Source organism: Microbacterium sp. Root166 (genome assembly GCF_001427145.1).
GTDB lineage: Bacteria > Actinomycetota > Actinomycetes > Actinomycetales > Microbacteriaceae > Microbacterium.
Genome location: NZ_LMGL01000001.1, coordinates 137881 through 153398, shown reverse-complemented (window position 1 = coordinate 153398; position 15518 = coordinate 137881). Strand labels below are relative to the sequence as shown.

15 protein-coding genes are annotated in these 15518 nt (G+C 69.7%); 10 read left to right on the top strand and 5 right to left on the bottom strand.

The annotated features are described in order from the left end of the window. Nucleotides 1-2: 2 nt before the first annotated feature. Complete coding sequence (locus ASD56_RS00690; RefSeq protein ID WP_055960069.1) at nt 3-1070, bottom strand: ABC transporter permease; 1068 nt, start codon at nt 1068-1070, stop codon at nt 3-5. Beyond that, nucleotides 1067-2542, bottom strand: a complete 1476-nt coding sequence (locus ASD56_RS00685) for a sugar ABC transporter ATP-binding protein (RefSeq protein ID WP_055960066.1) — start codon at nt 2540-2542, stop codon at nt 1067-1069. Before ASD56_RS00685 ends, ASD56_RS00690 begins: the two co-directional genes overlap by 4 nt. Before the next feature lie 317 nt (nt 2543-2859). Between ASD56_RS00685 and ASD56_RS00680 the strand changes: the two genes are divergently transcribed. The 10 genes from ASD56_RS00680 (at nt 2860) to ASD56_RS00635 (ending at nt 12119) form a co-directional block, all read left to right on the top strand. Next, nucleotides 2860-3906: a substrate-binding domain-containing protein gene (locus tag ASD56_RS00680; RefSeq protein ID WP_055960063.1), complete on the top strand. Its 1047-nt coding sequence runs from the start codon at nt 2860-2862 to the stop codon at nt 3904-3906. Between the two features lie 97 nt (nt 3907-4003). After that, complete coding sequence (locus tag ASD56_RS00675; protein WP_055963372.1) at nt 4004-5149, top strand: Gfo/Idh/MocA family protein; 1146 nt, start codon at nt 4004-4006, stop codon at nt 5147-5149. Between the two features lie 41 nt (nt 5150-5190). Next, a complete protein-coding gene (locus tag ASD56_RS00670; protein WP_055960060.1) occupies nt 5191-6192 on the top strand; it encodes a sugar phosphate isomerase/epimerase family protein in 1002 nt (333 codons plus the stop codon). 116 nt (nt 6193-6308) lie between these two features. Further along, nucleotides 6309-7130 carry a DUF2510 domain-containing protein gene (locus tag ASD56_RS16305; RefSeq protein ID WP_055960057.1) on the top strand — a complete coding sequence of 274 codons (822 nt, stop codon included), beginning with the start codon at nt 6309-6311 and terminating at the stop codon, nt 7128-7130. 32 nt (nt 7131-7162) lie between these two features. Beyond that, complete coding sequence (locus ASD56_RS16300) at nt 7163-8026, top strand: DUF2510 domain-containing protein (protein WP_055960054.1); 864 nt, start codon at nt 7163-7165, stop codon at nt 8024-8026. 3 nt (nt 8027-8029) lie between these two features. Further along, complete coding sequence (locus tag ASD56_RS00655) at nt 8030-8824, top strand: sulfite exporter TauE/SafE family protein (RefSeq protein ID WP_055960052.1); 795 nt, start codon at nt 8030-8032, stop codon at nt 8822-8824. Between the two features lie 37 nt (nt 8825-8861). Then, nucleotides 8862-9308, top strand: coding sequence for an FAS1-like dehydratase domain-containing protein (locus ASD56_RS00650; protein ID WP_055960049.1), 447 nt, complete (start codon nt 8862-8864; stop codon nt 9306-9308). Then, nucleotides 9305-9718 (top strand): MaoC/PaaZ C-terminal domain-containing protein, encoded by a 414-nt coding sequence (locus tag ASD56_RS00645; protein ID WP_055960047.1) that lies wholly within the window; start codon nt 9305-9307, stop codon nt 9716-9718. Before ASD56_RS00650 ends, ASD56_RS00645 begins: the two co-directional genes overlap by 4 nt. Further along, nucleotides 9715-10851 carry a UDP-N-acetylmuramate dehydrogenase gene (locus ASD56_RS00640; protein ID WP_055960043.1) on the top strand — a complete coding sequence of 379 codons (1137 nt, stop codon included), beginning with the start codon at nt 9715-9717 and terminating at the stop codon, nt 10849-10851. The genes ASD56_RS00645 and ASD56_RS00640 overlap by 4 nt, the downstream gene beginning before the upstream one ends. Before the next feature lie 89 nt (nt 10852-10940). Continuing rightward, entirely contained in the window at nt 10941-12119 is a 1179-nt protein-coding gene (locus ASD56_RS00635; RefSeq protein WP_157535701.1) for a DUF2510 domain-containing protein, read from the top strand. Between the two features lie 72 nt (nt 12120-12191). On the opposite strand, the gene ASD56_RS00630 is transcribed toward ASD56_RS00635, so the two are convergent. The 3 genes from ASD56_RS00630 to ASD56_RS00620 are packed head-to-tail and all read right to left on the bottom strand — an operon-like array spanning nt 12192 to nt 15430. Then, the gene (locus tag ASD56_RS00630; protein WP_082541153.1) at nt 12192-13847 is read right to left on the bottom strand and encodes a tripartite tricarboxylate transporter permease; all 1656 of its coding nucleotides are present in this window, start codon (nt 13845-13847) and stop codon (nt 12192-12194) included. A 9-nt stretch (nt 13848-13856) separates the two neighbouring features. Further along, complete coding sequence (locus tag ASD56_RS00625; protein ID WP_082541152.1) at nt 13857-14417, bottom strand: tripartite tricarboxylate transporter TctB family protein; 561 nt, start codon at nt 14415-14417, stop codon at nt 13857-13859. Further along, nucleotides 14414-15430, bottom strand: a complete 1017-nt coding sequence (locus tag ASD56_RS00620; protein WP_055960037.1) for a Bug family tripartite tricarboxylate transporter substrate binding protein — start codon at nt 15428-15430, stop codon at nt 14414-14416. The genes ASD56_RS00625 and ASD56_RS00620 overlap by 4 nt, the downstream gene beginning before the upstream one ends. Between the last annotated feature and the right edge of the window lie 88 nt (nt 15431-15518).

The window sequence follows — 15518 nt, the reverse complement described above, 5'->3', positions numbered from 1 at the left end:
GGTCAGGTCGCTCGGCCGGTCGGCTTGGCGAACCGCTGCTGGAGCAGCACGGCGACGACGATGATGACGCCCTTCGCGACGGCCTGCACGGAGGAGTTGAGGTTGTTCTGCACGAAGACGTTCGTGAGGGTGGCGAAGATCAGGACGCCGAAGACGGTGCCGGTGATGGTGCCTCGGCCGCCGACGAGGAGCGTTCCGCCGACGACCACCGCGGCGATGGCATCGAGCTCGAGGAGCTGGCCGTGCGTGGAGGTGCCGGCCGTCGTGCGCCCGAGATACATGACCGCCGCGATGCCGGCGCACAGGCCCGAGATCGCGTAGAGCCACATGGTGTGGCGCTTCACGTTGATGCCCGCGAGGCGCGCGGCCTCGCGGTTGCCGCCGATGGCGACCGTCCGGCGGCCGAAGGTGGTGCGGTTCAGCACGACCCAGCCCAGCGCGGCGACGATCGCGAAGATCCAGATGAGGACGTCGACCCCGATGACGTCGAGGTTCATGAACTCGATGAAGTCGCGGTTGCCCACCTGGAGAGTGCGGCGTTCGGCGAGGATCTCGGCGAGGCCGCGGGCCGCGACCAGCATCGCGAGGGTCGCCATGAACGCGACGACCTTGCCGTAGGCGATCACGACGCCGTTGATCAGGCCTGCGGCGAGTCCGACGAGCAGGGCGAACAGCACCATGACGGACCAGTGCATCTGATCGGCGAGGTCCTGCACGGCGGCGATGGTCGCCACGACGGAGGCGAGGCCGATCACCGAGCCGACCGACAGGTCGATGCCGCCTGCGATGATCACCAGCGTCATGCCGATGCTGACGACGCCGATGATCGACGCCTGGCGCAGGATCGTGAGGATGTTGCTGACGGTCGTGAAGGTGTCCGGCGCGGTGACGGCACCGACGATGATGAGCACCAGCAGCGCCGCGACGAGGCCGAGGTTGCGGCCGACCGAGCCCGACATGAAGCGCTGGAAACCGGTCTTCGACGAGCGATCGGTGGGCGCGGGGCCAGTGGGCGACGGCGCCACACTGGAGGTGGGGACTCCTGCTGTCCCGGTGGTCTGCTCGCTCACGCGGCGGTTCCTTTCATGACGAGATCGAGCACACCGTGCTCGTCGATCTGTGAGGCGGGGAGGGTCTTGAGCACGCGGCCGTCGGCCACGACGAGGACGGTGTCGGCGAGGCCGAGCACCTCCTCGATCTCGCTCGAGACGATCACGACGGCGTTGCCGGCGGCGGCGAGGCGACGGATGAGGGCGTAGATCTCGGCGCGTGCGCCGACATCCACGCCACGGGTGGGCTCGTCCAGGAGCAGGACACGTGTGCCGTGCACGAGCCAGCGGGCCAGCAGGATCTTCTGCTGGTTGCCGCCCGAGAGCGTCATCGCCGGCCGGTCGGGATCGGCGGGCCGCAGCTCGAGCGCCTCGATCTGCTCGCGCGCGACCTTGCGCTCGGCGCGCTCGTCGAGGAAGCCGCCCTTGGCGAACCGCGACATCGACGAGAGCGTGACGTTGACGTAGATGGGTTCGTCGAGCACGAGGCCCTGGCTCTTGCGCTCCTCGGGCGAGAGCCCGATGCCGGCCCGGACCGCGTGGACGACGGAGCCGCGACGCAGCCCCTTGCCGCCGATTTTGACGGTGCCGGCGGACGAGCGACGGGCGCCGTAGACGGTCTCGAGGATCTCCGAGCGGCCGGAGCCCACCAGTCCCGCCAGCCCGACGATCTCGCCGGCGCGCACCGAGAACGACACGTCCTCGAAGACGCCGCCGAGAGCGAGGCCCTCGACCTCGAGCACGGTCGGCGCGTCGGCCGGCACGGGCACCGCAGGCGGGAAGACGTTCTCGACATCGCGCCCGGTCATGAGCCGGATGAGCTCGGACGTGGGGGTGTCGGCGACAGGAAGCCCGACCGCCGTGGTGCGACCGTCCTTCAGCACGGTGATGCGGTCGCCGATCTGCCGGATCTCCTCCAGGCGGTGGGTGATGTAGACCACCGCGATGCCCGCGGAGGTGAGCTCCTTCACGACGTGGAAGAGGTTCTTCACCTCTTCGGAGTCGAGGACGGCGGACGGCTCGTCCATGATCATCAGCTTGATGTCGTGCGACAGTGCGCGCGCCATGGAGACGATCTGCTTGTTCGCGGCGGACAGCGTGCCCACTTCGGTGTGCGGGGAGAGGTTCGCGTGGCCCAGCCGGCGCAGCAGCTCGCGGGTCTGCTTGGCGGCCTCGGAGCGCTTGGTGAAGCCGCCGCGCGCCAGCTCATGCCCGAGGAAGATGTTCTCGGCGATCGTCAGGCCGTCGACGACGTCGAGCTCCTGGTACATCGTGGCGATGCCGAGCTCGATCGCGGACTCCGGGTTCGGGATCACGACGGGCTCTCCGAGCCAGGAGATCTCACCCTCGTCCGGGCGGTGCACGCCCGCGAGCGTCTTGATGAGCGTCGACTTGCCCGCGCCGTTCTGGCCGAGGACGCAGTGCACCTCGCCGGGAACGACCTGCAGGTCGACCCCGCGGAGGGCGCGAACGCCGGCGAAGGACTTCGTCACGCCTCTGACGTCGAGTAATGCCGATTGATGGTCAACTTTGATCACGGGTTGAACATAACACGACGGACGGCCGCTTGCCGAGCCCCAATTCGCCGACGCCGGTTGAGGTCGGTATCCGACGCCAACCCCCTGCAGCCGCGGACTTCCGCCCGTTCAGGCAAAGTCACCCACTTCTGACGGACAGAAAACAAAAGGTGACAATGTTCTGCAGACTTCTGCTACGGTGATCTTCGTCAGCGTGGACTTCCTCGAGTACGGTCAGCGTCCCTCTCGCGAGTCCCCGCGTCCTAGCTGCATCACATTCAAGGAGGAACACAATGCGCTCACACCTGAAGGCGCGCACGCGACTCGTGCTCACCGGCACCGCGGTCATCGCCGCGATCGGACTTCTCGCCGGCTGCACGGGCGGGGGAGCCGAAGAGGACAGCGTCGTCGACCAGGGCACGTCGTCCGAGGAGAACGCGGAGTCGGGCGACACGGTCGTCATCGGCTTCTCGGGCCCCGCGGCCGACCACGGCTGGCTCGGCGCGATCAACTCCGGCGCCCAGGCGGCCGCAGACAGCTTCGACGACGTCGAACTGCGCGTCGCAGAGGGCACCAACGACCCGATCGCCCAGATCGCCGCGGTCGAGACCTTCGTCAATGAGGGCGTGGACGCCATCGTGCTGCTGCCGACCGACGGCGCCGCGCTCACCGAGGCCGCCATCGCCGCGATGGAGGCCGGCATCCCGGTCATCAACGTGGACCGCGAATTCTCGAGCCCGTTCGCGGCTCGTGCGACGATCCTCGGCGACAACTACGGCATGGGCGTCAGCGCCGGTACGTACGTCTGCGAGCAGCTCGGCGACAACCCCGACGCGATCGTCGCGGAGATCGCTGGCATCGACTCGCTGCCGCTGACGCAGGACCGCTCGGACGGCTTCGCGGACGCGCTCGAGGACTGCGGTCTCGAGGTCTCGGCCCGAGTGGCCGCCGACTTCACTGTCGCCGGTGGCGAGGCGGCGGCTTCGCAGCTGCTGTCGGCCAACCCGCAGATCGACGCGCTGTGGAACCACGACGACGACCAGGGCATCGGCGTCCTCGCGGCCATCGACGCGGCCGGCCGCGACGAGTTCTTCATGATGGGCGGCGCGGGAAGCCGCAGCGCCATGGAGGCCATCCAGGCAGACGACTCGGTGCTCAAGGCGACGGTCATCTACCCGTCAACCCAGGCCGCCGACGGTGTCGCGCTCGCGCGCCTCATCGCCCAGGCCAAGACGATGGGAGACCTCATCACGCCGAGCATCCCGAACCGCATCGTGCTCGACGCGCCCGTCGTGACGAAGGACAACGTCGACCAGTTCATCGACCTCTCCTTCGAGTAAATTACGACGACGCGGGGCGCCCGTCGCAATCGACGGGCGCCCCGCGCCATACCTCCCGAGACAGGACACCGCGTTGACCGAGACGCTTCGCATCGCCATGATCGGCCACGGCTTCATGGGCGCCGCACACTCCCAGGGCTGGCGGGTCGCACCCCGCTTCTTCGATCTCCCGCTCGAGCCCGAGATGACCGTCGTCGTCGGCCGCAATCAGGCCACGGTCGAGGCATCCGCTCGAAAGTGGGGCTGGAACGAGACGGCCACCGACTGGCGCGAGGTCATCGCCCGCGACGACATCGACGTGGTCGACATCGTCACTCCCGGCGACACCCACGCCGAGATCGCCATCGCCGCGCTGGAAGCCGGCAAGCACGTGCTCTGCGAGAAGCCGCTCGCGAACACCGTCGAAGAGGCGGAGCGCATGGCGGCCGCAGCGACCGCGGCGGCCGGGCGCGGCATCCGCTCGATGGTGGGGTTCACCTACCGTCGCGTGCCCGCCACGACGTTCGCCCGCGACCTCGTCGCCTCGGGGCGGATCGGCGAGATCCGCCAGGTGCGCGCCGAGTACCTGCAGGACTGGCTCATGGATGCCGAGGCGCCCCTCACGTGGCGCATGAAGAAGGAGCTCGCGGGCTCGGGCGCGCTCGGCGACATCGGCGCCCACGCGATCGACCTCACCGAGTACATCACCGGTCAGAAGGTCACCACCGTCTCGGGCATCATCGAGACGCTCGTCACCGAGCGCCCGCTGCTGGGCGAGGGCGTCGGACTCTCCGGCACCGCCTCGACCGAGCGCGGCGCCGTGACGGTGGACGACATCGCCCTGTTCACCGGCCGCTTGGAGTCCGGCGCGCTCGCCTCGTTCGAGGCGACGCGCTTCCGCACCGGCCGCAAGAACGCCCTGCGCATCGAGATCTCCGGCTCCAAGGGTGCGATCGCCTTCGACCTGGAGCGCCTCAACGAGCTCGAGTTCTACGACGCGACGCTCCCCGAGACCGGACTCGGCTTCCAGCGGATCCTCGTCACCGAGCACGACCATCCCTACCTTGCGCCGTGGTGGCCCACCGGTCATATGCTCGGCTACGAGCACGGCTTCTCCCACCAGGTGTTCGACTTCGTCACCGCGATCGGCGAAGGCACGCAGCCGCTGCCGTCGTTCGACGACGGGCTGCACGTCCAGCGGGTGCTCGACGCGGTGGAGCGCAGCTCGGCCGCCGACAGCGCCTGGACGCGCACCGACGCCTGATCCGGCATCCCATCTCCAGAGACAGACCGTAAGGAACCGCAATGTCGCGACCCATCACCCTGTTCACCGGCCAATGGGCCGATCTGCCGCTCGAAGAGGTCGCGCGCCTCGCCGCCGAGTGGGGCTACGACGGGCTCGAGCTCGCCTGCTGGGGCGACCACCTCGACCCGTGGCGCTGGGACGACGAAGAGTACGTGCAGGGCAGGCTCGACCTGCTCGAACGGCACGGACTCAAGGTCTGGGCCATCTCCAACCACCTCAAGGGACAGGCGGTGTGCGACGACCCCATCGACCAGCGCCACCGCGACATCCTCTCCGACCGGGTGTGGGGCGACGGTGATCCCGAGGGCGTGCGTCAGCGCGCGGCCGAAGAGATGAAGAACACGGCTCGCCTCGCCGCGAAGCTCGGCGTGAAGACCGTCGTGGGCTTCACCGGCTCGAGCATCTGGAAGTACGTCGCGATGTTCCCGCCGGTCTCGCAGGAGGCCGTCGACGCCGGCTACCAGGACTTCGCCGACCGCTGGAACCCCATCCTCGACGTCTTCGACGAGGTCGGCGTGCGCTTCGCCCACGAGGTGCACCCGAGCGAGATCGCCTACGACTACTGGACCACCGTGCGCACCCTCGAGGCCATCGGGCACCGCCCCGCGTTCGGCCTCAACTGGGATCCGTCCCACTTCATGTGGCAGCAGCTGGACCCGGTGGACTTCATCCTCGAGTTCAAGGACCTCATCTACCACGTCGACTGCAAGGACGTGAAGCTGAACGTCGGCAACGGCCGCAACGGCCGGCTCGGGTCGCACCTGGCGTGGGCCGACCTGCGCCGGGGCTGGGACTTCGTCTCGACCGGGCGTGGCGACGTGCCGTGGGAGGCCTCGTTCCGGGCGCTGAACAGCATCGGCTACGACGGCCCGATCTCGGTGGAGTGGGAGGACGCCGGAATGGACCGACTGCTCGGTGCCCCGGAGGCGCTGGAGTTCGTCAAGCGCAACGCCTTCGCCGCGCCGACAGCCGCGTTCGACGCGGCGTTCAGCAGCCGCTGACGCCGCGCCAACGCGACAGCCGCGTTCGACGCGGCGTTCAGCAGCCGCTGACGCCGCGCCAACTCATACGATCCGGGTGAGTCGCCGCGGCGCACCCGGGGCCTATCGTGTGATCCATGACGACACCCGCGGGCTGGTACGACGACGGACGCGGCGCCATGCGCTGGTGGGACGGCACGCAGTGGACCGACCACGTGGCGCCTGCCGACGCGGCCGCACCCGTGCCGGCCGCGGCCGCGACGGACTCGCACGCTGAGACCGCTCCGATCGCGCCGACGCCGCCGTACGTCATGCCCGCGTCGACGGCCGAGTACCCGGGTGCCTACACCCCGTACGGACCGGATGCCGCGGCCGGCGTGTACGCGGTGGCTCCGCCGCCGCGCACCTCCAAGGCATGGATCTGGTGGACGGTCGGCGGAGTGGTGGCCCTGGGCATCGTGATCACCGCCATCGTGATGATTCCGCTGCTCCTGGTCAGCTCCGGCGGAGGCGCGAGCGAGCCGTCGCCGGCCGTCTCCTCGGTCGAGGACGACGACTCGTCCGCCGAGGAGGACGACGGCACACCGAGCTCCGCTGACGAGGATGCCGCGATCGCCGCCGTCGAGCTCTACGACGACGCCTGGCGGCTCGCGGACTGCGAGGACTTCTTCGCGACGACGACCGAGGCGTACCGCGAGTACAACGAGTGGGCGGACTGCGAGTCGTTCTACAGCGCCGCCCGCAACTTCTACGGCGGTGTCGAGGACTTCGAGATGGAGATCCGTGAGGTCGAGACGGTCGGCGGCGCGATCGCGGTGTCGGTCACCGAGTCGTACTCCTGGCTGTACGACGAGGACGGGGCGCCCCTCGAGGAGCCCGAGCCTTATGACGACCGCTGGGAGTACCTTCTCGTCGAGACCGACGGGGAATGGGTGATCGACGAGGCTTTCGTCGACTGAGCGCGCACGCCGATGAGGCGTAGGGTTTGACCATGGCGACGACACCTCCCGGCTGGTACGACGACGGACACGGCGCCCTGCGCTGGTGGGACGGCGCACAGTGGACGGAGCACGTCGTCGCGCCCGACCCCGAGACCGACGCCGATGCCCCGACGGAGGCCGAGATCGTCGCCTCCGCGGAGGCTGCTCCGCTTCCCGCGGAGACCGCGGCCGCGGCTGCGCTCGGCGTGGGAGTCCCGCCGGCGGCCGGCGCACCTGCCCTTCCCACGGAGCCGGTCCAGCCGGGCCCCGGCGAATACCCGGCCGCCGGCCACCCCGATCATCCGCAGGGCGCGTATCCGGGCGGCTACCCGGGAGAAGCCGGCGCCACAGGCATCTTCACCGCGGCCACGGCGCCGCGGAAGTCGAAGCTCTGGATCGTCTGGGTCGTTCTCGGCGTCGTGATGCTCGGCCTCGTGATCGGCGCAGCCGTCCTGATCCCCGTGATCCTCGGCATGAACGCCGGCGGAGGCGCATCGGGCGTCGCCCCGTCCAGCGCCGACGATCAAGCAGCGGTCGCCGCCGTCGAACTGTACGACGACGCATGGCAGAACGTGGACTGCGACGCGTACGTCGCCTCGACGAGCGAGTCGTTCCGCGAGGCGTCCTGGCCGGACTGCGAGTCCTTCACCGCTGACGCCGAGGGATTCGCCGCGGAGGGCGAGAACTACGCCGTGGAGGTCCTCGACATCGAGGCCGACGGCGGCGAGATCGTCGTCTCGACGAACGAGACCTACGATGCGCTCACCGATGAGGACGGCGAGCCGCTCGACGAGCCCGAGCGCACCGAGATCGCCTACGAGTACACGCTGGTGTCCATCGACGGCGAGTGGGTCATCGACGACATCGAGAACTGACCGGTGCCCGGCACCACGCCGAGGCCGCGAGGCGCTCGCTTCATCCTGACGTGCGTCGGCATCGGACTCGTCGCAGGGCTTCTGTCGGGCCTCTTCGGCGTCGGCGGAGGCACGGTCATCGTTCCGCTGCTCGTGCTGGTGCTGGGATTCGACCAGCGCCTCGCCGCGGGGACCTCGCTCGCCGCGATCGTGCCCACGGCCACCGTCGGGGTCATCTCCTACGCGATCCACGACTCCGTCGCGTGGATTCCGGCGCTGCTCCTCGCGGCCGGCGCCGTCGTCGGTGCGCAGATCGGCACGTGGCTCCTGCCCCGACTGCCGCTGACGCTCCTGCGCTGGGGCTTCGTGGGGTTCCTGGTCCTGGTGATCGTGAGTCTCTTCATCGTGATCCCGTCCCGAGACGCCGTTCTCGAACTGACGGTGCTGAGCGGTCTGGGCCTCGTGGTGCTCGGCGTGGTCACCGGCATCGTCGCAGGACTCATCGGAGTGGGCGGCGGGATCATCGTCGTGCCGGCGCTCATGGTGCTGTTCGGCACGAGCGACCTGGTGGCCAAGGGCACCTCGCTCCTCATGATGATCCCGACCGCCGTGTCGGGCACCATCGGCAACGTGCGCCGCTCGAACGTCGACCTCGTGGCTGCCGCGATCATCGGTGCGGCGGCCTGCACGACCACGGCGCTCGGCGCCTGGCTCGCCGTGTCGGTCGACCCGCTCGTGGGCAACGTCCTCTTCGCCGCCTTCCTCGCCGTCATCGCGGTGCAGATGGCGGTGCGGGCCGTCCGCGGGCGGCGTCGCTGACGGACGGGCCGCGAAAGCCGCTCGGTAGGATGGCACGGTGCCAGTGAACCCCGAGATCGTCGGCCGGGAATTCCCCCCGACGTCCCCTTACCTCGTCGGCCGTGAGAAGGTGCGCGAGTTCGCTCGCGCCGTCTTCGCCGACGACCCGCAGCATTCGGACCCGGTCGCGGCGCAGGCGCTCGGCTACGCCGACGTCGTCGCCCCGCCGACCTTCGCGATGGTCGTGCAGGACCTCACGCTGCAGCAGCTCCTCGCCGAGCCGGACTCGGGGATCGAGCTCTCGCGCGTGCTCCACGCCGAGCAGCGCTTCCGTTACACGCGGCCGATCGTGGCCGGCGACGAGCTCACCGCGACGCTGTCGGTGACCGGCATCCGCACGCTGGGAGGCAATGCCATGGTGACGAGCGACGCCGACATCCGGGATGCCGAGGGCGGCCACGTCGTGACCGCCACGTCGGTCCTCCTCGTGGGAGGAGACCAGTGAGCGCGCTCGAATCGCTGACCGTCGGCGACATCGTCGCAGAGCGCACGGTGCACGTGACCCGTGAGGCCCTGGTGCGGTATGCCGGGGCATCCGGGGATTTCAACCCCATCCACTACCGTGACGACATCGCCGCGGCCGTGGGCCTGCCCGGCGTGCTCGCCCACGGCATGCTCACGATGGGGCTCGCGGTGCAGACCATCGTGTCGTGGCTCGGAGACTCCGGCCGCGTGCTCGAGTACGGCGTCCGCTTCACGCGCCCCGTCGTCGTCGACCCCGAGACCGGCGCGCAGGTCACCGTCGTCGCCAAGGTCGGCGCTGTCGACGAGGGTGCGGCGCGCATCGACCTCACCGTCTCGCACGGCGACTCCACCGTTCTCGGCAAGGCGCAGGTTCGCGTCCGCACCGCATGACCGAAGTCACCCCGATCCCGCTGTCCCGGCTGACGACGCTGCGCACCGGCGGCGCGCCCGTCCGCATGCTCGAGGCGTCCACGTCGGAGGAGCTCGTCGACGCGCTGCGCGAGGTGTGGGCGGAGCGCGACGAATGGTTCGTCCTGGGCGGCGGCTCCAACATGTTCGTCGGCGATGAGCCGTTCGACGGAACCGTGGTGCGCATCCGCACCCAGGGCATCGAGCGGATGCCGGGTGCGCGACCGGGGCTCGCCCGGCTGCGCGTGCAGGCCGGCCACGACTGGGATGCGCTCGTCGCGTACGCCGTGGCGGAGGGCCTCGCCGGCATCGAGGCCATGTCGGGGATCCCCGGCACCGTGGGAGCCGCGCCGGTGCAGAACATCGGGGCCTACGGGCAGGAGATCGTCCAGACGCTCGTCGAGGTGGAGCTGATCGACGAATCCACCGGCGAGGTTTCGACCGTCCCCGCGGCAGACCTCGGACTGGGCTTCCGCACCTCGGTGCTCAAGCACCACTACGGCTCGGTGCCCGAGCGGCGCGCAGTGATCCTCTCCGTCACGCTCGAGCTGGCCGAGGTCGGCCAGGGCGAGCGGCCGATCGCCGGCGAGCAACTGCGCACCGCGCTCGGGCTCGCCGCCGGCCAGGGCGCCAGCGTGGCCTGGGTGCGCGACCACGTCCTGGCCACACGCGCCCGTAAGGGCATGGTGCTCGATCCGGACGACCCCGACACCTACAGCGCCGGCTCGTTCTTCCAGAACGCCATCGTCTCGGCATCCTTCGCCCGAACGCTGCCCGACGCGTGCCCGCGCTGGCCGGTCGCGCCCGACCTCGACCCCGTGCTCGTAATCCCGCTCTCGGACTTCGACGGCTACGTCCCGCCGCCGGCGGCGGTCGCGCCGGACGTCAAGGTGAGCGCCGCGTGGCTGATCGAGCAGTCCGGCTTGCGCAAGGGCTTCAAGCTGCCGCGGTCGCGAGCGGCGCTGTCGTCGAAGCACGCCCTCGCCCTCACGAATCGCGGCACGGCCACGGCGGCCGAGCTGGCCGAGCTGGCGCGCTATATCCAGGGTCGCGTGCAGTCCGAGTTCGGCCTCATCCTCCAGCCCGAGCCGGTGCTCGTCGGAGTCGACCTCTAGCCGCGACCGGCCTATCCCCGCCGCGCCGATTGCCCTACTCTTTGCGCATACGCGTTGGGGGCGTCCACCGGGCTGGAAGGGGACGCGCCATGAGCGCACCGGGGGCTGGCTGGTACGACGACGGCAGCGGCAGGATGCGCTGGTGGGACGGCACCCGTTGGGTGGACGCCGCGCCGCCGCCCCCGGCACCCGACCGGGAGTCCCCCAGCACGGTGTTGGGGGCTCCCGTCACCCCAGCCTCTCCGCGCCGGCGAACGTGGCCGTGGATCGCGGCGGGAGCGGCAGCGACCGCGGTCGTGGCAGTGGCTCTGGGCCTGGGGGCGGCGGTCCTGGTGTCGGGGGTGCTCTCGACGCCCGGCGCCATGGCGACGCCGGCGCCGACCGAGGCGGCACCCGCGACAGCCGACGACACGGAGAGCGCAGAGTCCGAGGACGGCCTGCTGTACCCCGAGGACTGGGACATCGCGGGGCCGGCTGTCGAGCCGGCGAACGACGAAGAGCAGGCGGCGCTCGCGGCAGTGGAGATGTACGAGAAGGCGTGGGAATCGGAGGACTGCGAGGACTACCTGACGTCCACGTCCGCGGCGTGGCGCGAAGCGCTCAACATCGTGGACTGCGACACCTTCTGGCGGGTGAGCGCCTCGCTGGAGGGTGCGGACGATGAGTTGAAACCCGCCCTCATCACCTCGACCGGCTCGCGGAACTACACCATCGGGGTCGTGATGACCATGCCGGTCGACCCGGATTCCCTGCCGGGCGATGACCCGGGCATCTCAGAGTGGCGCAGCCTTGCCAGCTACCACGTCCGGCAGAGCGGTGGCGAGTGGCTAGTCGAAGCGGTCCATGATCTCGACGACGGGCGCGAGGAGAACGAGATGGCCCCGGGGGAGAGGGCCGAGTCCGACCGCACGCTCGCCCAGTGGGAGGAGGCGATCGTCGGAGGGAACTGCGAAGCGCTCATGGCATCGACCACCGAAGGCTTCCGTGACGGCAGCGGGTTGACCGATTGCGCCGCGCTGCAGAGCTGGATCCAGGAGCGCGCGGAGTGGTGCGACATGACCATGGAGCCGGTCGACACCTATTACCGGACGCTGTGGGACATGCACCACGACGAGATCATCGCGACGGTCGAGCAGACGTGCCTGTACCTCCAGGATGAGGACGGCAACACACTCGATCCTCCCGAGGAGGGCGAACCGGAAGAGGTGGAGTTCCATCTCGTCTTCGATTGGGATACCGGGCGCTGGCTGTTGAACAACGTCGGCTGACCGAGCCGGAGACAAGCAACGCGGATGCCTCGACTCGAGGCATCCGCGTTCCGCCCTCAACCGCGCGGCCGATCACTCCTCTACGTCGCGCCTCTCGCGCTCGGCCCGCTTCGCCGCTTCTTCGGTGCGGATCGTCGCCGTCGTGATGTCGGTCGGGCGCTCGCCGGGCTCCCACATCCGATCGATGGCCGCCGCCGGTGACGAGGTCGCGGCGAGGGATGCCTCGAGGGCGTGCTCGTACTTGTTCTGACGTCGCTTCAGCCACAGGCCGCCCACGATGAGCAGCGCCAGCACGCCGTAGCAGATGGCGGCGAAGGGCGAGAGGACGAGCTCCACGACGCTGCCCTGACTCAGCTGCAGCGCCTTGCGGAGCTGCTGCTCGGCCATGGGACCGAGGATCAGCCCCACGATGAGCGGAGCGATGGGGTACCCGAAGCGACGCATGACGTATCCGAGCGCACCGACGATCAGCAGGATCAGGATGTCGAGCGTCGAGAAGTTCACCGCGTATGCCCCGAGCACCGCGAACATCACGATGCCCGCGTACAGGTACGGCCGGGGGATCTGCAGAAGCTTCACCCAGATGCCCGCGAGCGGCAGGTTCAGCACGATCAGGAGCAGGTTGCCGATGTACAGGCTCGCGATGAGCGCCCACACCAGGTCGCCCTGATTCTGGAAGAGCTGCGGACCGGGCTGGATGCCGTACGACTGGAACGCGGTGATGATGATCGCCGCTGTCGCCGTGGTCGGAAGTCCCAGTGTCAGCAGGGGGACGAGGACTCCGGCGGCCGCTGCGTTGTTGGCAGCCTCGGGTCCCGCGACGCCCTCGATCGCTCCACGACCGAACTGCGACTTGTCGCGCGACACCTTCTTCTCGGCCGCGTACGACAGGAACGTCGCGACGTCCGCGCCGCCGGCGGGGATCGTGCCGATCGGGAAGCCGATGGCGGTGCCGCGCAGCCACGGCTTCCACGATCGCCTCCAGTCCTCACGGGTCATCCAGCTGCGCCAGCCTCGTGTCACGGGGATCACCGGGATGGGACCGTGCCGGAGCCTCGCGGCGACGTAGAGCGTCTCGCCGATCGCGAAGAGCCCGACCGCGACGAGCACGACGCTCACGCCGTCGGACAGGGCCAGGATGCCCATGGTGTAGCGGGCCTGACCCGTCGTCGCTTCGGTGCCCATGAGCCCGATGAAGAGGCCGATCCCGAGGGACGCGAGTCCGCGCGACACCGATGAGCCCAGCAGCGCTCCGACGGTGATGAAGGCGACCACGATGAGCGCGACGAAGTCCGCCGGCGAGAGATTGACCGCGAACTCGGCGATGATCGGGGCGAAGAGCGTGAGCAGCACCGTCGCGATGGTTCCGGCGACGAACGAGCCGACGGCGGCGGTGGCCAGCGCCGCTGCTCCATGGCCGAGCTTGGCCATCCGGTTGCCCTCGATGGCCGTGATGACGGATGCCGATTCCCCGGGCGTGTTCAGCAGGATGCTCGTCGTCGAACCGCCGTACATCCCGCCGTAGTAGATGCCCGCGAACATCACGATCGCGGACGTGGGCGGAAGGGTGTAGGTCAGCGGAAGCAGCAGCGCGACGGTCATGGCGGGACCGATGCCCGGGAGCACGCCGACCGCGGTGCCGATCACGACGCCCAGGAACGCGAACAGCAGGTTCTCGGGCTGCAGTGCCGTGGCGAAGCCCTCGAGCAGCAGGTTGATGTTGTCCATGGCGATCTCCTAGCCGAACAGCGGGCCGGGCCCGTACCACGCGTCGAACAGCATGCCGCGGGGGAGGAAGAGCCCGAGCACCTCGCCGAACAGCAGCTGAGTCCCGATGCCGAGGCAGAGCCCGATGAGGAACGCGAGCCACCACCGCTTCGCGCCGAGCGCCCACGCCGAGCCGCCGAAGAGGATCGCGGCGACGAGCCACCAGCCGAGGATCTCCAGGAGGAAGATCACGCTGACGATGAGGGCCACGAGCTTGCCGATGGTCCACCAGTCGGTCTTGGCGTTGGGATCGATGTCCTCGCCCTCCTCGCGCGCGCCGAGCTTGCCGCGCAGCACCCCGATGACGAGGGCGATGCCGGCGCCGACGAGGATCGCCGAGACGAGGAACGGGAAGACCCGCGGCCCGACGGCGACGCCGGCCGGCGTGCGGATCGCGAAGGCGCCGACGAAAGTGGCGATGCCCAGCACCAGGATGAGAGCGGCGAAGATCAGTTCGCCGACGCGATCGGGCGTCCAGCCGGGGCGCGGCGTGTCCGCCGCGCCCCGGTCGGCAGTGGCCGGTGTGGTCATTGCACGAGCCCGATGTTCTTCAGCGTCGTCTGCACCTCGCCGATGTTCTCCTCGAGGAAGCTCGAGAACTCCTCGCCGACGAGGAACGCGTCCGCCCAGCCCCGCTCTTCGAGGGTGCTCTGCCATCCCGCACTGGTGTGCAGCTCGGTCACCAGATCGACCAGCGCCTGGGCCTCCTCGTCGGAGATGTCGCCCGGAGCGAGCAGTCCGCGCCAGTTGGTGTACACGACGTCGAAGCCTTCGTCCACCATCGTGGGCGCCTCGGGCAGCAGTGCGGCGGGCTCCTCGCTCGAGACCGCGAGCGCACGCAGGTCGCCGGAGTCGACGTACTGGGAGAACTCGCCGACACCGGAGATTCCGGCCGCCGCGTTGTTGCCGAGCAGGAGGGAGACCGCCTCGCCGCCGCCGGCGTTCGGGATGTAGTTGAGCTTCTCGGCGATGTCCCCGCCGTCGAGGCCTGCGGCTTCGAGCAGGAGGCCCGCGAGGATGTGATCGGCGCCTCCCGCGGAACCTCCGGTGATCGTGACGTCCTGGCCGTTCTCCACCACGTCGTCGATGAGGTCCTCGAGGGTCTCGTACTCGGACGACGCGGGGACGACGACGACCAGGGGCTCCTCGGTCAGCCGCGCGATCGGCGTCGTGTCCTCCATCCTCACCTCGGCGGAGTTCGTCTCCACCGCGCCGACCATGACGAGACCGGTGACCATGAGGGTGTTCGGGTCTCGTTCGTTGGCGAGCGCGGCGAGTCCGACGGTGCCACCGGCGCCGCCGACATTCGACACCGACGCGGTTCCGACGAGATCCTCCGCGGTGAGCACATCGGAGATGGCCCGCCCGGTCTGATCCCATCCTCCGCCGGGGTCGGCGGGCACGATGATCTGCACGGCTTCGGGCGCTTCGACGGCTGCGCCGTCGGTCTGGGCGCCGTCTGTCGCCCCGCCCTGCGGGTTGCATCCGGCGAGTGCGAGAACGACGATTCCGGCCATGCCGGCGACGATGATCCTGGTACGCATGAGCTTCGGCTCTCCTTCGAGCTGTGCGGGGCATCGACGCCCCGGCTGTGCTGTCAGACGCTAGGCATCGCAACCGGCGGTGTCGCGG